The sequence below is a fragment of the Streptomyces sp. NPDC007856 genome (genome assembly GCF_042868225.1).
In the GTDB taxonomy this organism is placed as follows: domain Bacteria; phylum Actinomycetota; class Actinomycetes; order Streptomycetales; family Streptomycetaceae; genus Streptomyces.
In genome coordinates this window covers 868,991-888,811 of sequence record NZ_JBIAEC010000001.1, presented here as the reverse complement: position 1 = coordinate 888,811, position 19,821 = coordinate 868,991, and the positions used below count along the sequence as shown (strand labels likewise).

At 71.3% G+C, this 19,821-nt stretch carries 17 protein-coding genes; 12 read left to right on the top strand and 5 right to left on the bottom strand.

Annotation, left to right across the window (positions count from 1 at the left end):
- Positions 1–2 precede the first annotated feature (2 nt).
- The 3 genes from ACFYOH_RS04240 (at position 3) to ACFYOH_RS04230 (ending at position 2,028) form a co-directional block, all read left to right on the top strand.
- Positions 3–653, top strand: coding sequence for an AIM24 family protein (locus tag ACFYOH_RS04240; protein ID WP_388620943.1), 651 nt, complete (start codon positions 3–5; stop codon positions 651–653).
- The gene (locus ACFYOH_RS04235; protein ID WP_388620941.1) at positions 650–1,459 is read left to right on the top strand and encodes an AIM24 family protein; all 810 of its coding nucleotides are present in this window, start codon (positions 650–652) and stop codon (positions 1,457–1,459) included. The genes ACFYOH_RS04240 and ACFYOH_RS04235 overlap by 4 nt, the downstream gene beginning before the upstream one ends.
- A gap of 92 nt (positions 1,460–1,551) precedes the next feature.
- Positions 1,552–2,028, top strand: a complete 477-nt coding sequence (locus ACFYOH_RS04230; RefSeq protein WP_388620939.1) for a MarR family winged helix-turn-helix transcriptional regulator — start codon at positions 1,552–1,554, stop codon at positions 2,026–2,028.
- Between the two features lie 108 nt (positions 2,029–2,136).
- Here the strand turns inward: ACFYOH_RS04230 and ACFYOH_RS04225 are convergent, their stop codons facing one another.
- The 3 genes from ACFYOH_RS04225 to ACFYOH_RS04215 form a co-directional block, all read right to left on the bottom strand.
- Positions 2,137–3,336, bottom strand: coding sequence for an MFS transporter (locus ACFYOH_RS04225; protein ID WP_388620937.1), 1,200 nt, complete (start codon positions 3,334–3,336; stop codon positions 2,137–2,139).
- 147 nt (positions 3,337–3,483) lie between these two features.
- A complete protein-coding gene (gene meaB / locus ACFYOH_RS04220; RefSeq protein ID WP_388620935.1) occupies positions 3,484–4,440 on the bottom strand; it encodes a methylmalonyl Co-A mutase-associated GTPase MeaB in 957 nt (318 codons plus the stop codon).
- 71 nt (positions 4,441–4,511) lie between these two features.
- Positions 4,512–5,711: an acetyl-CoA C-acetyltransferase gene (locus ACFYOH_RS04215; protein ID WP_388620933.1), complete on the bottom strand. Its 1,200-nt coding sequence runs from the start codon at positions 5,709–5,711 to the stop codon at positions 4,512–4,514.
- 149 nt (positions 5,712–5,860) lie between these two features.
- Between ACFYOH_RS04215 and mce the strand changes: the two genes are divergently transcribed.
- From mce to ACFYOH_RS04180, 7 genes are all read left to right on the top strand, one after another.
- Positions 5,861–6,301, top strand: coding sequence for a methylmalonyl-CoA epimerase (gene mce / locus ACFYOH_RS04210; RefSeq protein WP_388620931.1), 441 nt, complete (start codon positions 5,861–5,863; stop codon positions 6,299–6,301).
- A 206-nt stretch (positions 6,302–6,507) separates the two neighbouring features.
- Positions 6,508–10,389, top strand: coding sequence for a polarized growth protein Scy (gene scy / locus ACFYOH_RS04205; RefSeq protein ID WP_388620929.1), 3,882 nt, complete (start codon positions 6,508–6,510; stop codon positions 10,387–10,389).
- A 182-nt stretch (positions 10,390–10,571) separates the two neighbouring features.
- Entirely contained in the window at positions 10,572–11,507 is a 936-nt protein-coding gene (locus tag ACFYOH_RS04200; RefSeq protein WP_351800012.1) for a cellulose-binding protein, read from the top strand.
- 84 nt (positions 11,508–11,591) lie between these two features.
- Positions 11,592–12,545, top strand: coding sequence for an ATP-binding cassette domain-containing protein (locus tag ACFYOH_RS04195; RefSeq protein WP_388620928.1), 954 nt, complete (start codon positions 11,592–11,594; stop codon positions 12,543–12,545).
- 5 nt (positions 12,546–12,550) lie between these two features.
- Positions 12,551–13,321 carry an ABC transporter permease gene (locus ACFYOH_RS04190; RefSeq protein WP_388620926.1) on the top strand — a complete coding sequence of 257 codons (771 nt, stop codon included), beginning with the start codon at positions 12,551–12,553 and terminating at the stop codon, positions 13,319–13,321.
- 130 nt (positions 13,322–13,451) lie between these two features.
- Positions 13,452–14,753 carry an ABC transporter ATP-binding protein gene (locus ACFYOH_RS04185; RefSeq protein ID WP_388620924.1) on the top strand — a complete coding sequence of 434 codons (1,302 nt, stop codon included), beginning with the start codon at positions 13,452–13,454 and terminating at the stop codon, positions 14,751–14,753.
- Positions 14,750–15,637, top strand: coding sequence for an ABC transporter permease (locus ACFYOH_RS04180; RefSeq protein WP_388620923.1), 888 nt, complete (start codon positions 14,750–14,752; stop codon positions 15,635–15,637). The genes ACFYOH_RS04185 and ACFYOH_RS04180 overlap by 4 nt, the downstream gene beginning before the upstream one ends.
- Positions 15,638–16,758: 1,121 nt before the next feature.
- On the opposite strand, the gene ACFYOH_RS04175 is transcribed toward ACFYOH_RS04180, so the two are convergent.
- Positions 16,759–17,091 carry an ATP/GTP-binding protein gene (locus ACFYOH_RS04175; RefSeq protein ID WP_388620921.1) on the bottom strand — a complete coding sequence of 111 codons (333 nt, stop codon included), beginning with the start codon at positions 17,089–17,091 and terminating at the stop codon, positions 16,759–16,761.
- A 222-nt stretch (positions 17,092–17,313) separates the two neighbouring features.
- Between ACFYOH_RS04175 and ACFYOH_RS04170 the strand changes: the two genes are divergently transcribed.
- Entirely contained in the window at positions 17,314–18,342 is a 1,029-nt protein-coding gene (locus tag ACFYOH_RS04170) for an LLM class flavin-dependent oxidoreductase (RefSeq protein WP_388620919.1), read from the top strand.
- A 118-nt stretch (positions 18,343–18,460) separates the two neighbouring features.
- Here ACFYOH_RS04170 and ACFYOH_RS04165 read toward each other — a convergent pair whose 3' ends face one another.
- Positions 18,461–18,853 (bottom strand): SCO5389 family protein, encoded by a 393-nt coding sequence (locus ACFYOH_RS04165; RefSeq protein WP_388620917.1) that lies wholly within the window; start codon positions 18,851–18,853, stop codon positions 18,461–18,463.
- 276 nt (positions 18,854–19,129) lie between these two features.
- Here ACFYOH_RS04165 and nucS point away from each other — a divergent pair, with 276 nt between their 5' ends.
- Positions 19,130–19,801 (top strand): endonuclease NucS, encoded by a 672-nt coding sequence (nucS, locus tag ACFYOH_RS04160; protein WP_388620915.1) that lies wholly within the window; start codon positions 19,130–19,132, stop codon positions 19,799–19,801.
- Positions 19,802–19,821 lie beyond the last annotated feature (20 nt).

Genomic DNA, 19,821 nt, shown 5'->3' with positions numbered 1-19,821 from the left:
CCATGGCGTTCCGGGAGATCAACTCGAAGATGGTCGAGGCGACCGTGCTGCCCGGTCAGCGGCTGTTCAGTCAGCGCGGGGCGATGCTCGCCTACAAGGGCGACGTGTCCTTCACGCCGAACATCCAGGGCGGCCAGGGCGGGCTCATGTCCATGATCGGGCGCCGGGTGACGGGCGAGGCGACCCCGCTGATGACGGTCGAGGGCAGCGGCACCGTCTTCTTCGGGCACGGCGGCCACCACGTCCACGTCATCAACCTCTCCGGCGACACCCTGTACGTCGAGGCCGACCGGCTGCTCGCCTTCGAGGGCACACTGCAGCAGGGCACGATGTTCATGGGCTCGCAGGGCGGAGTGATGGGCCTGGTCCGGGGCCAGGTCACCGGGCAGGGCCTGTTCACCACGACCCTCCGGGGCCAGGGCTCGGTCGCCGTGATGGCGCACGGCGGCGTCTTCGAGATCCCGATCACCCCCCAGCGCCCGGTCCACGTCGACCCACAGGCGTACGTCGCCCACCACGGCGAGGTCCGCAACAGACTGTCCACCGCGCTCGGCTGGCGCGACATGGTGGGCCGCGGCTCCGGCGAGGCCTTCCAGCTGGAGCTGAGCGGCAACGGCACGGTGTACGTCCAGGCGTCGGAGGAGAAGCTGTGAGCGCGTACGGAACCCCGGGCGCCGGGCCGGTGGTGTACGACCCGATGACCCTGCCCGCCGACGACAACGTGAACAAGTACACGTTCTGCGTGGAGCTCAAGAGCGGGCAGTGGTTCCTGCAGAAGGGGAAGATGATCGCCTACTACGGGGCGATCGAGTTCAACGGCATCGGGCACGGCCGACTCGACCGACTTGTCCGTACCTCGTTCCATTCGCCACTGCACGCGAGCGACTGGGTCGTGGCGGCGGGCTCGGGCAAGATGCTGCTCGCCGACCGGGCCTTCGACGTCAATTCCTACGACCTGGACGACGGGAACCTGACCATTCGCGCGGGCAACCTGCTCGCTTTTCAGCCAAGTCTCGCGCTCAAGCAATCGATCGTGCCGGGTTTTCTGACCCTTATCGGAACCGGAAAGTTTGTGGCCGCATCTAACGGTCCGGTGGTGTTCATGGAACCTCCGATCCGGGTCGACCCGCAGGCGCTCGTCGGGTGGGCCGACTGCCCGTCACCGTGCCATCACTACGACCATGGCTATCTGACGGGTGTACTGGGCGGTCTACGTGCGATGACGGGCCTCGGCGGGGTATCCGGGGAGGAGCACCAGTTCGAGTTCGTGGGCGCCGGGACGGTCCTGTTGCAGTCGACGGAGACCCTCATGGAGGAGACGGCGACGGGTGTCGTTCCGTCCGAACCGGGGGTGCCCGGAGGTGGCGGAGCGGCACCGGGCGGACACGGTCGGCAACCATCGGGGGCACCGCGCCTTCCCGGACAGCTGGGAGACCTCCAGCGCCGCTTCGGGCTGTGAGCGGTAGTCTGCGGAGGGTGACATCGAACGCGTGCGCACTGTCACACCACCCGAAGTAGTTCGCCATTCAACTTCTTAGGTAGACTTCATTCATGGAGACCGAGACGGCCACGCGCTGGCTGACCGATGCGGAGCAGTGCGCCTGGCGCACCCACCTGGAGGTCAACAGGCTGTTGACGTACCAACTGGAGAAGGATCTGCAGCCGTTCGGCCTGACTATGAACGACTACGAGATCCTCGTGAACCTGTCAGAGTCGGACGACGTACGGATGCGGATGAGCGACCTCGCCTCCGCGACCCTGCAGTCCAAGAGCCGGCTGTCGCACCAGATCACGCGGATGGAGAACGCGAACCTGGTGCGCCGCGAGAACTGCGAGTCCGACCGGCGGGGGCTGTACGCCGTGCTGACCGAGCACGGCATGGAGACGATGAGGAAGGTGGCGCCGCATCACGTCGCCTCCGTACGGCGCCACTTCATCGATCTGCTGTCGCCGGAGGCGCTGACCGAACTGGACAAGGCGCTGAAGCCGATCGCCGACCATCTGCGGGGGCAGCGGGGCCGTCCCTGAGCCTCCTGGGGGAACCGCGCCCCGTCAGGGGCGCGGGGCTGTATCGATGTGCGGCTCCGCCGCGATGGGGGTCCCCCCGCTCGAGCGAAGTCGAGAGTGGGGGAGCGATCAGCCGCCGGCGACCCGCACCCCGCGACGGCGATACGCCGCCACGACGGGCAGCACGGCCACCGCGCCCGCCAGGCCGAAACACGCCCCCAGCGGCACCCGTCCGATCAGCGCGCCCGTCACCATCGCTCCCGCCGAACTCCCCGCGTTCACCCCGGTGTTGACCCAGGCGCCCGCCTGGGTGCGGGCACCCTCGGGTGCCGTCTCCTCGACCACGAGGTACGCCGTCGTCAGGGTGGGGGCGACGAACGCTCCGGCGAGTCCCATGACCCCGGCGAGGGACCACACGCCGGGCGCCAGGCCCCCCGCCGCGATCACCAGGCCCAGCGCCACGGCGAACCCGCACAGCCGGACCCGGGCCGGCGCCCGCCACCGCACCGCTCCGTTGACCAGGCCGCCCACCGCACTGCCCGCCGAGAGCGCCCCCAGCACCCAGGGCACCACGCCGGTCCCGTACGACCGCTGCGTGACGAAGGCCATCGCCAGCAGGTCCAGCCCGCTGAGCGCCAGTCCCGCGCCCAGGGCCACGGCGACCGGCGCCCACAGGCCGAAGAGGGTGCCGCGCCTCGTCCCAGGGGCGGCGCCACGGGCACCGGGCAGCACGGGGGACGCGACGAAGGCGCAGGTACCGCCCACGACCAGCAGCGCGCTGAGCAGGATCCCGGACGCCGGGGGTGCGAAGCCGAGCAGCGCGCCGACCAGCACCGGGCCGGACACGTACAGCAGTTCCTCCGCGACCCCGTCCAGACTGTAGGCGCGGGCCAGCATGCCCGGCTCGGGGGCGAGTTCGGCCCACAGCGCGCGCATCGTCGGCCCCAGCGGAGGCGCGCACGCGCCCGCGAGGGCCGCCGCGGCGGCAATGGCCGGCGGTGGTGCCCCGGGGCGCCAGGTCAGCGCGGCCAGGACGCAGAGCAGGGCGCCGTAGAGCACGGACATGGGCAGCAGGGCCCTGCGCGCACCGTGCCGGTCGATCAAGGACGCTCTGAACGGGCTCAGGAAGACCGTCGCGGCGCCGAACAGGGAGAGCACGGCGCCGGAGACGGCGTAGGAGCCGGTGGCCCGGGTGACGGAGAGCAGCGCGGCGAGGGAGACCGTGCCGTAGGACAGGCGGGCGGCGAGGGCGGAGGCGAAGGTGCGGCGCGCGTGCGGAAGGCGCAGCACGGCGGCGTACGAGGGCCGCACAGGGGCATGCGTGGACATGCGGATGTTCCTCTGGTGGAGGCGGAAGCGGGGACACCGAGGGACGCGAGGGCCTCTTCGTCGGCCTCGCGGTCCGGTGTGCGCTCTACGCCAAGGTGAGGAACATGCCCGTCAACTTACCAGCGCGATCGCTGAGTCGGCGACCCCTCAGCCCTGTGTCAGGCCCGCCACCAGCTCGTCCGCCGCCCGGTACGGGTCCAGCTCGCCCGCGACGATGCGCTCCGCGAGCGCGCTGAGGCGGCGGTCGCCGTGGAGGTCCCCGATGCGTTCGCGCAGGGCCGTGACCGCGATGGTCTCCACCTCGTGGGCGGCACGGGCCTTGCGGCGCTCGACCAGCACCCCGCGCTCCTCCATCCACGCGCGGTGCTTCTCCAGGGCCTCCACGACCTCGTCGACGCCCTCGGCACGGGCCGCGACCGTCTTCACGATGGGCGGGCGCCAGTCGCCGGGGCCCCGGGACTCGCCGAGGCCGAGCATGTGGTTCAGTTCGCGGGCCGTGGCGTCGGCGCCGTCCCGGTCCGCCTTGTTGACGACGTACACGTCGCCGATCTCCAGGATGCCGGCCTTGGCCGCCTGGATGCCGTCGCCCATGCCGGGGGCCAGGAGGACCACGCTGGTGTCCGCCTGGGAGGCGATCTCGACCTCCGACTGGCCGACGCCGACCGTCTCCACCAGGATCACGTCGCAGCCCGCCGCGTCCAGCACCCGGATCGCCTGCGGAGCCGCCCAGGCCAGGCCGCCCAGGTGCCCTCGCGTGGCCATGGAGCGGATGTAGACCCCCGGGTCCGACGCGTGGTCCGACATGCGGACGCGGTCGCCGAGCAGGGCGCCGCCGGAGAACGGCGAGGACGGGTCGACGGCCAGGACGCCGACCCGCTTGCCCTGCTTGCGGTACGCCGTGACGAGCGCGGAGGTGGAGGTCGACTTGCCGACCCCCGGGGAGCCCGTCAGACCGACCACATAGGCATTGCCGGTCAGCGGGGCCAGGGCCGCCATGACCTCCCTGAGCTGCGGGGACGCCCCCTCCACGAGGGAGATCAGCCGGGCCACGGCCCGCGGCCGGCCTTCCCTGGCCTGGGCCACCAGAGAGGAGACGTCCTGCATCAAACAGCTCCGTTCAGTTCACAGACGTACAGACGCGTACAACGACGTGCGGACGCGCACGACGAGAGTGCCTACGCCTTCGGTACCCGCACGATCAGCGCATCACCCTGGCCGCCGCCGCCGCACAGCGCGGCCGCGCCGGTGCCGCCGCCGCGCCGCTTCAGCTCCAGGGCGAGGTGCAGCACGAGCCGGGCGCCGGACATGCCGATCGGGTGGCCCAGGGCGATGGCACCGCCGTTGACGTTCACCTTTTCCGCGGACACGCCGAGGTCCTTCATTGACTGCACGGCGACCGCGGCGAAGGCCTCGTTGATCTCGATGAGGTCGAGGTCGGAGACCTCCAGGCCCTCCTTCTTCAGGGCGTGCAGGATGGCGTTGGACGGCTGGGACTGGAGGCTGTTGTCCGGTCCCGCCACATTGCCGTGCGCGCCGATCTCGGCGAGCCAGCTCAGGCCCAGCTCCTCGGCCTTGGCCTTGCTCATCACGACCACGGCGGCGGCGCCGTCGGAGATCTGCGAGGAGGAGCCGGCGGTGATCGTGCCCTCCTTGCTGAAGGCCGGGCGCAGCTTGCCCAGGGACTCGGCCGTGGTGTCGCCGCGGATGCCCTCGTCCTTGCTGAACAGGACCGGGTCGCCCTTGCGCTGCGGGATCTCCACCGGAGTGATCTCGGCCTCGAACAGGCCGTTCTTCTGCGCGGCGGCGGCCCGCTGGTGGGACAGGGCGGCGATCTCGTCCTGCTCGGCGCGGCCGATGCCGAGGCGGGTGTTGTGCTTCTCCGTGGACTCGCCCATGGCGATGCCCTCGAAGGAGTCGGTCAGGCCGTCGTAGGCCATCGCGTCCAGCATCTGGACCGCGCCGTACTTGAAGCCCTCGCGGGACTTCGGCAGCAGGTGCGGGGCGTTGGTCATGGACTCCTGGCCGCCCGCCACGACGATGTCGAACTCACCCGCGCGGATCAACTGGTCGGCCAGGGCGATCGCGTCCAGGCCGGAGAGGCAGACCTTGTTGATGGTGAGCGCCGGGACGCTCATCGGGATGCCGGCCTTGACGGCGGCCTGGCGGGCCGGGATCTGCCCGGCACCCGCCTGGAGTACCTGGCCCATGATCACGTACTGCACCTGGTCGCCGCCGATCCCCGCACGGTCGAGGGCGGCCTTGATCGCGAAGCCGCCGAGGTCGGCTCCGGAGAAGGACTTGAGGGAGCCGAGCAGTCGTCCCATGGGCGTGCGCGCGCCCGCGACGATCACCGAGCTGTTCGTTCCAGAAGGCATGAGCTGCGATCCCCTTACCGGCCTGCCCAGGCCGAGGAGTGAACGAGGGTTTACTTCGAATGTACTGATGGCACTCCGTGCCGTCATCGGCCTGTCAGTGTGATCGCTGGCACGTTGCGTAACCACGGCAGTGGCGGTGCACTGAATCCATGCTGACGCGAATCGACCACATCGGGATCGCCTGCCACGACCTCGACGCGACCGTCGAGTTCTACCAGGCCACCTACGGCTTCGAGGTGTTCCACACCGAGGTCAACGAAGAGCAGGGTGTGCGCGAGGCCATGCTCAAGATCAACGAGACCTCGGACGGCGGCGCCTCCTACCTCCAGCTGCTGGAACCGACCCGCGAGGACTCCGCGGTCGGCAAGTGGCTGGCGAAGAACGGGGAGGGCGTCCACCACATCGCCTTCGGCACGGCGGACGTGGACGGGGACGCCGCGGACATCCGCGAGAAGGGCGTGCGCGTCCTGTACGACGAGCCGCGGCGCGGCTCCATGGGGTCGCGGATCACCTTCCTGCACCCCAAGGATTGCCATGGCGTGCTCACAGAACTGGTCACTTCGGCCCCTGTTGAGTCCCCTGAGCACTGACCCCCGTACATATGGGCCGGTAGGGTTGGGGGCGGTCGTCCCCGAACGCGGGGGACGGCCGTTCCGGGGTCCGGGTTTCGGGGGACGAGCGTCGGGGCAGCAGCCCGTGCTCCGCCGTTGATCTGACACCATTCCCCGGGGGCCCCGTTCGGCGGATGGACGGAGCTCGCAGGAGAAACTGACCAGGGGACGGATGGGACCGCGCAGTGCGGGGCTACGAGAGCCAGGAGCGAGAGCCGGCGGCTGACGTCGACCACCTCTCTCGGTTCGAGGCCGAGATGAAGCGGCTGAAGACCGAGCGGGAAAAGGCGATCCAGCACGCCGAGGACCTCGGCTACCAGGTCGAGGTGCTGCGCGCCAAGCTGCACGAGGCGCGCCGCACCCTGATGACCCGGCCCGCCTTCGACGGCGGTGACATCGGCTATCAGGCCGAGCAGTTGCTCCGCAATGCCCAGATGCAGGCCGACCAGCTGCGCCAGGACGCGGAGCGGATGGCCGCCGAGGCGCGCGCGCAGACCCAGCGGATCCTGCAGGAGCACGCCGAGCAGGCCGCCCGGCTGCAGGCGGAGCTGCACCAGGAGGCCGTGACCCGGCGCCAGCAGCTCGACCAGGAGCTGGCCGAGCGCCGCGCCACCGTCGAGTCGCACGTCAACGAGAACGTGGCGTGGGCCGAGCAGCTGCGCGCCCGCACCGAACAGCAGGCCCGCCGGCTGCTGGAGGAGTCCCGCGCCGAGGCCGAGCAGGCCATGGCCGCCGCCCGCGCGGAGGCCGAGCGGCTGACCCGGGAGGCCCGCGAGCGGCTGCAGAACGACGCCGAGGCGGCCCGCGCGGAGGCCGAGCAGCTGCTGCGCCGCGCCCGCACGGACGCCGAGCGGCTGCTGAACGCGGCGTCCACGCAGGCCCAGGAGGCCACCGACCACGCCGAGCGGCTGCGCACCGACGCGGCCGGCGAGTCGGACACCGCCCGCCGGCAGGCCACCGAGCTGAGCCGGGCCGCCGAGGAGCGGATGGCGGCGGCCGAGGAGGCGCTGCGCAAGGCGCAGGCCGAGGCCGAGAAGCTGCAGACGGAGGCCGAGCAGGCCGCCGCCAAGACCCTCGCGAGCGCCGAGGCGGCGGGCGAGGCGCGCACGCGGACGGCGAAGGAGCAGGTCGCCCGGCTGGTCGAGGAGGCCACCAAGGAGGCCGAGCAGACCAGGTCCGAGGCCGAGCAGCTGGTCGCGGACGCCCGTGCCGAGGCCGAGAAGATCGTCGCCGAGGCCGCCGAGAAGGCCCGCACGGTCACCGCCGAGGAGAGCGCGACCCAGCTGTCCAAGGCCGCCAAGACCGCCGAGGACGTGCTCAACAAGGCGTCCGAGGAGGCCAAGCGGACCACCAAGGCCGCCGCCGAGGAGGCCGAGCGGATCCGCACCGAGGCCGAGGCCGAGGCGGACCGGCTGCGCGCCGAGGCGCACGACATCGCCGAGCAGCTCAAGGGCGCGGCGAAGGACGACACCAAGGAGTACCGCGCCAAGACGGTCGAGCTGCAGGAGGAGGCCCGCCGGCTGCGCGGCGAGGCCGAGCAGCTGCGCGCCGACGCGGTCGCCGAGGGAGAGTCGATCCGCGCGGAGGCCCGCCGGGAGGCGGTCGCGCAGATCGAGGAGGCGGCCAGGTCCGCCGAGGAACTGCTGGCCAAGGCCAAGGCGGACGCCGACGAGCTGCGGCAGACCGCGACCACCGACAGCGAGAAGGTCCGCACCGAGGCCATCGAGCGGGCCACCAGCCTGCGCCGGCAGGCCGAGGAGACCCTGGACCGGGCCCGCAAGGAGGCCGAGCGGCTGCGCGCCGAGGCCGACGAGCAGGCCGAGTCGGTCAAGGCGGGCGCCGAGACCGCCGCGCGCGAGCTGCGCGAGGAGACCGAGCGTGCCGTCGAGGCCCGCCGTGCGGAGGCCGCCGGAGAGCTGACCCGGCTGCAGACCGAGACACGGGACCGGCTGGAGTCGGCCGAGCAGGCGCTCACCGAGGCTCGCGAGGAGGCCGCCCGGATCCGCCGCGAGGCCGCCGAGGAGAGCGAGCGCCTGCGCGCGGAGTCGGCGGAACGGATCCGCGCGCTCCAGCAGCAGGCCGAGGCCGAGGCCGACCGGCTGCGCGACGAGGCCGCGTCCGACGCGTCCGCCTCGCGCGCCGAGGGCGAGGCCGTCGCCGTACGGCTGCGCTCGGAGGCCGCCGCCGAGGCCGAGCGGCTGAAGGCGGAGGCCCAGGACACCGCCGACCGGGTGCGCGCGGAGGCGCAGGCCGCCGCCGAGCGGCTCGGCACCGAGGCGTCCGAGACGCTGGCCGCCGCCCAGGAGGAGGCCGTCCGGCGCCGCCGCGAGGCCGAGGAGACCCTCGGTTCCGCGCGGGCCGAGGCCGACCAGGAGCGCCAGCGGGCCCGCGAGCAGAGCGAGGAGCTGCTGGCCGTAGCGCGGGGGCGCGTGGAGGAGGCGCAGGCCGAGGCGACCCGGCTGGTCGAGGAGGCCGACCGGCGCGCCACCGAGATGGTGTCCGCCGCCGAGCAGCACGCCCAGCAGGTGCGGGACTCCGTCGCCGGGCTGCACGAGCAGGCGCAGGAGGAGATCACCGGGCTGCGTTCGGCCGCCGAGCACGCGGCGGACCGTACCCGGCGGGAGGCCGAGGAGGAGGCGGACCGGGTCCGCGCCGACGCCTACGCCGAGCGGGAGCGGGCGAGCGAGGACGCGAGCCGTGTCCGCCGCGAGGCGAACGAGGAGTCTCAGGCCGCCAAGGCGCTGGCCGAGCGCGCGGTCGCGGAGGCGATGGCGGAGGCCGAGCGGCTGCGCTCGGACGCCGGCGAGTACGCCCAGCGGGTGCGCACCGAGGCCTCGGACGCGCTCGCCGAGGCCGACCAGGCCGCCGCCCGCACCCGGGCGGACGCCCGCGAGGACGCCAACCGCATCCGCTCGGACGCGGCGACCCAGGCGGACACCCTCATCACCGAGGCCCGCAAAGAGGCCGAGCGCCTCCAGAACGAGACGGTCGCCGAGGCCGAGCGGGTGCGTACGGAGGCCCTCGCCGAGGCGGACCGGGTGCGCGCGGAGGCCCTGGCGGCCGCCGAGCAGCTCATCGGGGACGCCACCGGCGAGGCCGAACGGCTGCGCGCGGAGGCCGCCGAGACGGTCGGCTCGGCACAGGCCCACGCCGAGCGGGTGCGGGCGGAGTCCGAGCAGCTCAGGGCGGACGTGGAGGAGGCGGCCGAACGGCTCCTGAACTCCGCCCGCGAGGAGGCCGAGCGGACCCTGGACGAGGCCCGCAAGGAAGCCAACAAGCGGCGTTCGGAGGCGGCCGAGCAGGTCGACACGCTCATCACCGAGACCACGTCCGAGGTCGACAAGCTGCTCAGCGAGGCCCAGGAGCAGGCGCTGAAGACCACCGCGGACGCCGAGTCGCAGGCCGACACGATGGTCGGCGCGGCGCGCAGCGAGGCCGACCGGATCGTCGCCGAGGCGACGGTCGAGGGCAACTCCCGGGTGGAGAAGGCCCGCACGGACGCCGACGAGCTGCTGGTCGGCGCCCGCCGGGACGCGACCGCGATCCGGGAGCGCGCGGAGGAGCTGCGCGACCGCATCACCACCGAGATCGAGGAGCTGCACGAGCGGGCCCGGCGCGAGGCCGCCGAGACCATGAAGTCCACCGGCGACCGCTGCGACGCGCTCATCAAGGCCGCCGAGGAGCAGCTGGCCAAGGCGGAGGCGAAGGCCAAGGAGCTGGTGTCGGACGCCAACTCCGAGGCGGGCAAGGTGCGCATCGCCGCCGTCAAGAAGGCGGAGGGGCTGCTCAAGGAGGCCGAGCAGAAGAAGGCCAGCCTCGTCAAGGAGGCCGAGGAGCTCAAGGCCGAGGCGATCCGCGAGGCCCGGCGCACGGTCGAGGAGGGCAAGCGCGAGCTGGAGATCCTGGTGCGCCGGCGCGAGGACATCAACGCCGAGATCTCCCGGGTTCAGGACGTCCTGGAGGCGCTGGAGTCCTTCGAGGCCCCGTCGGCCGGCAAGGAGGGCTCGGTCAAGGCCGGCGCGACGGTCGGCGCCCCCCGATCGGGTGGCAAGTCGTCAGACGGCTAGTGTGAGCGGTGCGTTCCGGTAACGTCTGGGGGCTTTGCCCGAGTCATTGGCAAGTCGTCCGGCGGCCAGCCACCCAAAAGAGGTGCCATTCTCCAGATCAAAACCGTATCCGCTCGATGACACACCGCTTCGGCCCCTAGGATTCCCCTTATCACCTCACCGGTCTCATTGACAGGAACCCCATGAGCGACACTTCCCCCTACGGCTTCGAGCTTGTGCGGCGTGGGTACGACCGCGCTCAGGTGGACGAACGTATCTCCAAGCTCGTCTCCGACCGTGACAGCGCCCTCGCCCGCATCACCGCCCTGGAGAAGCGCATCGAGGAGCTCCACCTCGAGACGCAGAACGCGCAGGCCCAGGTCACCGACGCCGAACCGTCGTACGCGGGTCTCGGTGCCCGGGTCGAGAAGATCCTGCGCCTGGCCGAGGAAGAGGCCAAGGAGCTGCGTGAGGAGGCCCGGCGGGCGGCCGAACAGCACCGCGACCTCGCCGAGTCCGCGGCCCAGCAGGTCCGCAACGACGCCGAGTCCTACGCCGCCGAGCGCAAGGCCAAGGCCGAGGACGAGGGCGTCCGGATCGTCGAGAAGGCGAAGGGCGAGGCCGCCCAGCTGCGTTCCGAGGCCCAGAAGGACGCGCAGTCCAAGCGCGAGGAGGCGGACGCCCTCTTCGAGGAGACCCGCGCCAAGGCCGCGCAGGCCGCCGCCGACTTCGAGACGAACCTCGCCAAGCGCCGCGAGCAGTCCGAGCGCGACCTGGCCTCGCGTCAGCAGAAGGCCGAGAAGCGGCTGGCGGAGATCGAGCACCGCGCCGAGCAGCTGCGCCTGGAGGCCGAGAAGCTGCGCACCGACGCCGAGCGCCGCGCCCGCCAGACGGTGGAGACCGCCCAGCGCCAGGCCGAGGACATCGTGGCCGACGCCAACGCCAAGGCCGACCGCATCCGCTCGGAATCCGAGCGCGAGCTGGCCGCGCTGACCAACCGACGCGACTCGATCAACGCCCAGCTGACGAACGTCCGCGAGATGCTGGCGACGCTGACGGGCGCGGCGGTCGCTGCCGCGGGCACGCCCGGGGACGACGAGCCCATCTCCCGTGGGGTGCCGGCCCAGCAGACCCGGTAACCCTTCCGCGCACGGTCGCCGAAGGACACGAAGCCCCCTCCCGCTCCGGTGGCAGGGGGCTTTGTCCCGTCTTAGCGTGGCCGCATGATCGAGCTGGCGGGGCTGACCAAGCGGTACGGCGAGAAGGTGGCGGTCGACCATCTCACCTTCGCGGTGCGGCCCGGCATCGTCACCGGCTTCCTCGGGCCCAACGGCGCCGGGAAGTCCACGACCATGCGGATGATCCTCGGGCTCGATCACCCCACCGCCGGTGACGTCCGGATCGACGGCAAGCACTACGACCAGCTCAAGGACCCGCTGACGTACATCGGCGCGCTGCTGGACGCCAAGGCCGTGCACGGCGGGCGCAGTGCCTACAACCATCTGCTGTGTCTGGCGCAGAGCAACGGGATCCCGAGGTCGCGGGTGGCGGAGGTGCTGGACACCGTCGGGCTCACCGCCGTGGCGCGGAAGAAGGCCAAGGGGTTCTCGTACGGCATGGGGCAGCGGCTGGGGATCGCGGCGGCCCTGCTCGGGGATCCGCGGATCCTGATGTTCGACGAGCCGGTCAACGGGCTGGACCCGGAGGGCATCCACTGGATCCGGAACGTGATGAAGTCGCTGGCCGCGCAGGGGCGGACGGTGTTCGTGTCCAGCCATCTGATGAGCGAGATGTCGCTGACCGCCGACCATCTCGTCGTCATCGGGCAGGGGCGGCTGCTGGCGGACACGACCATGACCGACTTCATCCGGCAGTACGCGCGCAGTTACGTCCGGATCCGCTCTCCGCAGCGCGAGCGGCTGCTCGATGTGCTGCACGAGGACGGGATCACCGTCGTGGAGGCGGGCGGGGGCGCGCTGGAGGTGGCGGGCGGCAAGGCCGAGCGGATCGGTGAGCTGGCGGCGCGGTACGGGATCGTGCTGCACGAGCTGAGCCCCCGGCAGGCCTCGCTGGAGGAGGCGTTCATGCAGCTGACGGCGCAGTCCGTGGAGTACCACGCGCACGCCGGGCCCGGGGACGCCCCGCGGGAGTGGGGCGCCGAGTGGAAGGGGGCCTGACGCCCATGGCAGCCGTGCAGGTCATCCGGTCCGAGTGGACCAAGATCCGGTCGGTGGCATCCACGGTGTGGACGCTGTCGCTGGCCGTGGTGGTCACGATCGCCATCGGAACGCTCATCTCCGCGCTGTCGCGGAGCCAGTTCGACTCGATGCCGGTGCAGGACCGGCTGTCGTTCGATCCGACCTACGTCAGCTTCGCGGGCATGACCCTGGGCCAGCTCGCCATGATCGTGTTCGGTGTGCTGGTCGTCTCCAACGAGTACAGCACCGGCATGATCCGGGTCTCGCTGGCCGCCGTACCGCAGCGCGCCACCTTCCTGTTCGGCAAGATCGCGGTCGCGGGCGCGCTCGCGCTCGTGGTCGGCATGGCCACGAGCTTCGCCGCGTTCTTCCTCGGCCAGGCGATGCTCGGCCCGCACGGGGCGCGGCTCGGCGACCCGGGCGTGCTGCGCGCGGTCGTCGGCGGCGGCCTCTACATGACGCTGATCGCGGTGTTCTCCATGGGCGTGGCCGCGATGCTGCGCTCGCCGATGCTGTCGCTGGGCATCCTGATGCCGTTCTTCTTCCTGATCTCCACCATCCTCGGCAACGTCGACGCGACGAAGAAGGTCGGCCGGTTCCTGCCGGACCAGGCGGGCAGCCGGATCATGCAGGTGGTCCCGAGGGCCGACGACACGCCGTACGGGCCCTGGGGCGGGCTCGGGATCATGGTGCTGTGGGTGATCGCCGCGCTCGCCGGCGGGTATGTCCTCCTCAAGCGCAGGGACGCCCAGTAGCGGTTTTCGCCACGGACCGTAGTGCTCTGGCTTTGCCGTCCCTTGGGCGGAACCGTCAGCGCCTCGATATCCTCCTAACCCTTACGGGGGCGGCTCCCCGCTGTCCTGAACCTTTCGATGGGTGCGGAGCATGATCGAGGCTGTCGGCCTGACCAAGCGCTACGGCGACAAGACCGCCGTGTACAACCTTTCCTTCCAGGTGCGGCCAGGTGCCGTCACCGGCTTCCTCGGGCCGAACGGCTCGGGCAAGTCGACGACGATGCGGATGATCCTCGGGCTGGACAACCCGACGTCCGGGTCGGTGACGATCGGCGGCTACCCGTACCGCAAGCTGCCCAACGCCCCCCGCCAGGTCGGCGCGCTGCTCGACGCCAAGGCCGTGCACGGCGGCCGGACCGCCCGCAACCATCTGCTGAGCCTCGCCCAGCTGTCCGGCATCCCGGCCCGCCGCGTGGACGAGGTGCTCGGTGTCGTCGGCCTGCAGGACGTGGCGCGCAAGCGCTCCAAGGGCTTCTCGCTGGGCATGGGCCAGCGGCTCGGCATCGCCGCCGCGCTGCTGGGCGATCCGCAGGTGCTGCTGTTCGACGAGCCGGTCAACGGCCTCGACCCCGAGGGCATCCTCTGGGTCCGCAACCTCATGAAGGCCCTGGCCGCCGAGGGCCGTACGGTGTTCGTCTCCTCCCACCTGATGAGCGAGATGGCGCTCACCGCCGACCATCTCATCGTCATCGGGCGCGGCCAGCTGCTCGCCGACATGAGCGTGAAGGACTTCATCTCGGCCAACTCCGCCGACTTCGCCCGGGTGCGCACCCCGGACACCGAGCCGCAGCTGCGCGAGAAGCTGAGCACCACGCTCACCGAGGCGGGCGGCCATGTACTGCCGGAGCAGGACGGCGCGCTGCGGGTGACCGGGCTGCCGCTGCCCCGGATCAGCGACCTCGCGCACGAGGCGGGCGTCCGGCTGTGGGAGCTGTCGCCGCACCAGGCCTCGCTGGAGGAGGCGTACATGCGGATGACGCAGGGCGCGGTCGACTACCGCTCGACCATCGACCAGAAGGCGGGCCTGCAGCAGCCGCTGCCGCCGGGCGCCCAGCCGCCCATGCCGGTGCCCGGCCAGGGCCAGCCCGGCTGGTACGCCCCGCCGCCGCCCCAGCAGGGCGGGCAGCCCTTCGCGATGCCCCAGGGGTCGGCGGGACCGTACGGCGGCCCGCAGGCTGCCGGTTACGGCGCTCCCGGCGCCCCCAACCCGTACGCCCAGCAGGCCCAGGCCGCGGGCGCGCCGACGACTCCCGCCGCCCCGCAGGCCCAGCCGCCCGCTTCGGCCCAGCCCGCCGGCGCGGCAGCGCCCGCGCCGCAGCAGGCGCCCGCCACCGCTCCCCCGGCCCCGGCCACCGCCCCCGCCGACCTGACCAAGCCCGAGGACGCCCGATGAGCACCCACCAGCCCCCCATGCCGCAGGCCCCCGCAGCCGCGCCCCACTGGCAGGCGGCGCCCGGCGGGTCGTACCCCGGTTACACCTCGCCGATCCCGGTCGTGCGCACCCACCTCGGGCACGCGCTGTCCTCGGAGTGGACCAAGATCAAGTCGGTGCGTTCGACGATGTGGACGCTCGGCGTCTTCGTGGTGCTCGTCCTCGCCATCGGCCTGCTGACCGCCTCGGTGGTGAAGTCCAACTCCAGCCCGGAGACCCTGTCGGACCAGAACCCGCTCCAGTTCGGCTTCTTCGGCCTGCTGCTGGGCAGCATGTGCATCATCACGCTCGGCGTGCTGACCACGGCCTCGGAGTACGGCACCGGCATGATCCGTACGACGATGGTCGCGTGCCCGAGCCGGGGCCGGGTGCTCGCCGCCAAGGCGGTCGTGTTCTTCGCCGTCGCCTTCGTCGTCACCCTGGCCGTGTCCGGCCTCATGGCCATGATCCACGCGTCCATGCTGAACGGCGTCGGCGGCGCCCGCACCCCCTCCACCGGCGACTGGCTGAAGGCGACCCTCGGCATCAGCCTCTACATCGCGCTGCTCGGGCTGTTCTCGCTGCTCATCGGCTCGATCATCCGGCACTCCGCGGGCGCCATCACCATCATGATCGGCGCGGTCCTGGCCCCGCTGGTGATCGCGCTGTTCATGGCCTCGCAGTCGCTGTCCAAGGTGCGGCAGTGGCTGCTGGAGTACTCCATCCCGAGCCAGATGAGCTGCTTCTACGACAACTCCCTGAGCAGCTCCGGCCCCACGGGCTGGGACCCGCTGTGGATCATGCTGGGCCTGTCGGCAGCCGCGTTCGCCGGCGCCATCGCGCTGCTGGAGAAGCGGGACGTGTGAGCCTCGCTTGATCGGGTGAGGGCCTCCCCGGCGCTGTGGATCGCCAGATCCCCACGGCACCGACGGGAGGCCCTCGTGTTTGACGAGCGATTTCAGGCCGGCGCGCCTCTACCCACTTGGAATGCCTTGTACCGCCGCACAACCGAATGCATAAGGTGGCGCCGCGCATGACGGGTACCTGACCAGACCGTCTCTCTCGCGCCCATCACTCTGCGACCGGGGGAACTCCGTCGCTGGGGTTACATCGCCATGCCGTCGTACCGGCCGTCTCCAGGCGTCGAACCGTCGGGGGCGCTATTGCGTGTGGTCTCGAAATGGGTGGGCCCGGCAAGTGGCTGCCGGAAACGGAGACCATGGACCAGGCCGATCGCGCCTATGGGCAACTGGTCACGAACGGGGAGTGGCGCAAAAGCGGATATGCGAAGTTCGACGGTTATCGGGACGGAACCCTCATCGACGTCAAGAACCAGGCTCTGAAACCGCAAGCGAAGGACCAGGTACGAGCGGCAGGCGATGTGCCGATCATCTGCAGGAAGAGACCCACTGTGAGCTACAGCCCGTCGATCTACAAATTCGCCGAAGGCAGTGACGTGCCTGTGCCCTTGGACCTGGACCTCGTTCGGTCCGTGCTCGATCCGTACGACGTCGCTATGTCCGAGTACGGCTTCACCCGCGCGTCAGATGAAGTTCTGGCGGTCTGTGACGAACTGGCCGACCACGTGGTCCAGGCGCTCCGGCGTGCGGGATTGCCCGCCTTCTGTGACGGGGAAACCGGAACGGCGACCCGATCGGGCGCGGTGGTCTGCGACGATCCCGATGCCGAGACGGCTTCGGCCCCCGTGTCAGTGGGCTGGAAATGCGATCCCGGCATGACCCAGGCCGCTGTCGACAGCCTCACCTCCGGCAATCCCGACGCGCCGATTGTCCGGTACTCCGGGATGATCGGTCTCCATATGCAAAGCGCCCTTATCAAGATCCTTCTGTCGGAAGGGGTCATCGCAACACTGGAGAACGACCCCATGAATCCGGATCACGTCCTGGTGTGGGGGACGGTGGCCGACCTGCCGTCCGCGCTGCGGCCCACCTTCGTTCCACCGGCACGTCAGCCGCGAGGAGACCGGCTAGAACCTCGGCGCGTTACGGGACCGCGGCACCCTTGTGGTGCGGCGGTCCTTCGCGTTCCAGCAGGCCTTGTGCCAGTGGCGGCGGTCGTCCACACCCGCGTGCTCCGGCCAGGCCACCACATGCGGGACGCCGGAGGGGATCATCTGGTCGCAGCCCGGGCAGCGGTAGGTCTTGCCCTCCGCGCTCGCCCCGGCGACATGGCGCACGCTCCAGTCCTCGCCCTGCCAGCTCTCGGTCGACTGCCAGCCGCCGTACCGGCCGGCGCGGTCGTCCTCGGCGCTCCGGCCCGACGATCCGGCTGCCTTCGGTCGATTGCGACGCGGGGACACGGGACACCTCTCGGGGCTGCACAGGAAGCACGGGCTGCATCCAGCCTACGCGCCGCCGTGTGGGGTACGCGTACGGAACCAACCCACCCAAGTCACCCTCCAGGGCGGCCCATTCTGCAGACAATCCGCAAATCTCTCCGTCAGGCCGTGTCCTGCGCACGTGTCAGACGGTTATGCCCTGTGGGGGAGCTCCGGGTCGGAGCCAAGGAAGCAGGAAATGAGATGTACGTAGGAAGTTTTGTGCTGGGCGCCCAGTTCCCGGGCCAGGGCCCCGGGGAGGCCCTGCACCGGGTGGTCCGCTCCGCGGAGGTCGCCGAGGAGGCCGGTCTTGACGCCGTGTGGCTGGCCGAGCACCACTTCGTGCCGTACGGCACATGCCCGTCCGCCGTCACCCTGGCCGCCCTGCTGCTCGGCCGCACCCGCCGCATCCGGGTCGGCACTGCGGTCAGCGTACTGCCCACCGCCCACCCGGTCGCACTCGGCGAACAGACCGCGCTGCTGCACCTGACGAGCGGCGGCCGGTTCACGCTCGGCGTGGGCCGGGGCGGGCCCTGGGTGGACCTGGAGGTCTTCGGCGCCGGCCTGGAGGCGTACGAACACGGATTCCCCGAGTCACTCGATCTGCTGCTGCGCTGGCTGCGCGAGCCACGGGTGTCGGCGTCCGGCGAAAGGTTCAGCTTCCGCGAGGTGCCGGTCGTACCCCGTCCGTCGGAGGCGCTGACCGAGACTCCGGGCCCGGAGGTCGTCGTCGCGTGCACCTCCCCGGCGAGCGTACGGCTGGCCGCCGAGCGCGGGCTGCCGATGCTGCTCGGCATGCACATCGGGGACGAGGAAAAGGCCGAGATGGTGGCCCTCTGGCAGCGCTGCGCCCGCGCGGCGGGCCGGCCGGCCGAGGAGATCGCGGGCGCCGCGCATGTCTCGGCCGGGGTGTGCCAGCTCGCCGACCGGCGCACGGACGCGGCGGAGACGCTCATGAAGGCCATGCCGGGCTGGCTGAAACAGGGCCTGGAGGCGCATGTGACGGTGGACGGCCGGGCGCGCGCGATGCGCGACCCGTACGCCTACACCGAACTGCTCTGCGGACTGCACCCGGTCGGCACTGCGCGGCTGGCCGCCGACCGGCTCGCGGCCACCTCGGAGCGCACCGGCATCTCCCGCTTCGCCCTCCTCGTGGAGGGCTCGGGCGATCTCGCCGCGACGGAGGAGAACCTGCGGCGGCTGGGCGCCGAGGTGCTGCCCCAGCTGCGCTGAGCCGTCCGACAACTCCCGGGCCGTCTCGGGGGCTTGCCGCCCCAGCACTGAATGCACCTCCCGCAGGTGGAGCGGCAAGCAAGCGGCTCACAACGTCCGTCGTACCGGGACCGCCCCGTCAGCAGTCCCGAAGCTCCGGCGACTGGTTCAGCAACTGGCTGCGTACCGAGGTGAAGCGGGCCAACGTCTCGTCGGCCGAGGCGTCCAGCGGGAACACCGCCACCCGGTGGCAGTTCTGGAAGGCCAGCCGCACACCGAAGTGCCGCTGCAGGGCGCCGCGGATGGCGTCACTCGCGAGCGCACGCAGCAGCTGACCGCGTGCCTGCTCGTCCGGCGGGGGCGTCTGGTTGTCGGCGAACGGTCCGCCGTCGACCTTCAGCTGGGCCACCAGGGAGCTGATCATCTCCCATGCGTAGGGCAGGGAGGTCCGGACGCAGTCGACGAATGCTGCTTCGTCGACCTCGCCTCGCTCGGCCTGTTCGAGTAGGGCCGGTGAGACGTCGAGCGACATGGGTTCTCCTCTCGCACCCCCGCGGAGCAGGGGTTGCCGGACAGGTCAGGGAGTTCGCGATTTCGAACACGCTCAGTACATAGACGGCGACCTCCCGTTTACTACGGTAGGCAACGGTCGGTGACCACACCAGCAGAATGCGTATATGGAACGGTCCCGTTACGGGCACAATCGGCCAGGGATGAACAAGAGTTTCCAGGGACAATTGGGGCGATCGATCGGGAGCGGGACGGGCGAATCGCGCGCACCTCAGGGCGTCGAGTAGCGTTGCCGACCATGCGTCTCGTCATTGCCCGATGCTCGGTCGACTACGCCGGCCGGCTCACCGCCCACCTGCCCTCGGCGCCCCGCCTGATCCTGGTCAAGGCGGACGGCAGCGTCTCCATCCACGCCGACGACCGGGCCTACAAGCCCCTCAACTGGATGTCGCCGCCCTGCACGCTCAAGGAGGGCACCGGCGAGGAAGACGGCGTCTGGACGGTCGTCAACAAAGCGGGCGAGAAACTGATCATCACGATGGAGGAGATCCTCCACGACTCCTCCCACGAACTCGGCGTGGATCCGGGTCTGATCAAGGACGGCGTGGAAGCGCACCTGCAGGAGCTGCTCGCCGACCGCATCGAGACGCTCGGCGACGGCTACACGCTGATCCGCCGCGAGTACATGACGGCCATCGGTCCGGTGGACATCCTGTGCCGGGACGCGGACGGCGGGACGGTCGCGGTGGAGATCAAGCGCCGGGGCGAGATCGACGGCGTCGAGCAACTCACCCGCTACCTGGAGCTGTTGAACCGCGACCCGCACCTGGCCCCGGTCCGTGGCATCTTCGCCGCCCAGGAGATCAAGCCCCAGGCCCGCGTCCTCGCCACCGACCGCGGCATCGACTGCCAGATCCTGGACTACGACGGCCTGCGGGGCATCGAGGACGACAAGCTCCGGCTGTTCTGAGGCTCACCTTCTCGGCTCGG

What these genes read in the sequence shown, in the direction of transcription:
- ACFYOH_RS04170 (WP_388620919.1), top strand. Translation starts at nt 17,314, where the DNA reads ATGTACGTAGGAAGTTTTGTGCTGGGCGCCCAGTTCCCGGGCCAGGGC.
- ACFYOH_RS04185 (WP_388620924.1), top strand. Translation starts at nt 13,452, where the DNA reads ATGATCGAGGCTGTCGGCCTGACCAAGCGCTACGGCGACAAGACCGCC.
- ACFYOH_RS04190 (WP_388620926.1), top strand. Translation starts at nt 12,551, where the DNA reads ATGGCAGCCGTGCAGGTCATCCGGTCCGAGTGGACCAAGATCCGGTCG.
- meaB (WP_388620935.1), bottom strand. Translation starts at nt 4,440, where the DNA reads ATGCAGGACGTCTCCTCTCTGGTGGCCCAGGCCAGGGAAGGCCGGCCG.
- ACFYOH_RS04215 (WP_388620933.1), bottom strand. Translation starts at nt 5,711, where the DNA reads ATGCCTTCTGGAACGAACAGCTCGGTGATCGTCGCGGGCGCGCGCACG.
- ACFYOH_RS04200 (WP_351800012.1), top strand. Translation starts at nt 10,572, where the DNA reads ATGAGCGACACTTCCCCCTACGGCTTCGAGCTTGTGCGGCGTGGGTAC.
- ACFYOH_RS04240 (WP_388620943.1), top strand. Translation starts at nt 3, where the DNA reads ATGGCGTTCCGGGAGATCAACTCGAAGATGGTCGAGGCGACCGTGCTG.
- ACFYOH_RS04165 (WP_388620917.1), bottom strand. Translation starts at nt 18,853, where the DNA reads ATGTCGCTCGACGTCTCACCGGCCCTACTCGAACAGGCCGAGCGAGGC.
- nucS (WP_388620915.1), top strand. Translation starts at nt 19,130, where the DNA reads ATGCGTCTCGTCATTGCCCGATGCTCGGTCGACTACGCCGGCCGGCTC.
- ACFYOH_RS04230 (WP_388620939.1), top strand. Translation starts at nt 1,552, where the DNA reads ATGGAGACCGAGACGGCCACGCGCTGGCTGACCGATGCGGAGCAGTGC.
- ACFYOH_RS04225 (WP_388620937.1), bottom strand. Translation starts at nt 3,336, where the DNA reads ATGTCCACGCATGCCCCTGTGCGGCCCTCGTACGCCGCCGTGCTGCGC.
- ACFYOH_RS04180 (WP_388620923.1), top strand. Translation starts at nt 14,750, where the DNA reads ATGAGCACCCACCAGCCCCCCATGCCGCAGGCCCCCGCAGCCGCGCCC.
- mce (WP_388620931.1), top strand. Translation starts at nt 5,861, where the DNA reads ATGCTGACGCGAATCGACCACATCGGGATCGCCTGCCACGACCTCGAC.
- ACFYOH_RS04195 (WP_388620928.1), top strand. Translation starts at nt 11,592, where the DNA reads ATGATCGAGCTGGCGGGGCTGACCAAGCGGTACGGCGAGAAGGTGGCG.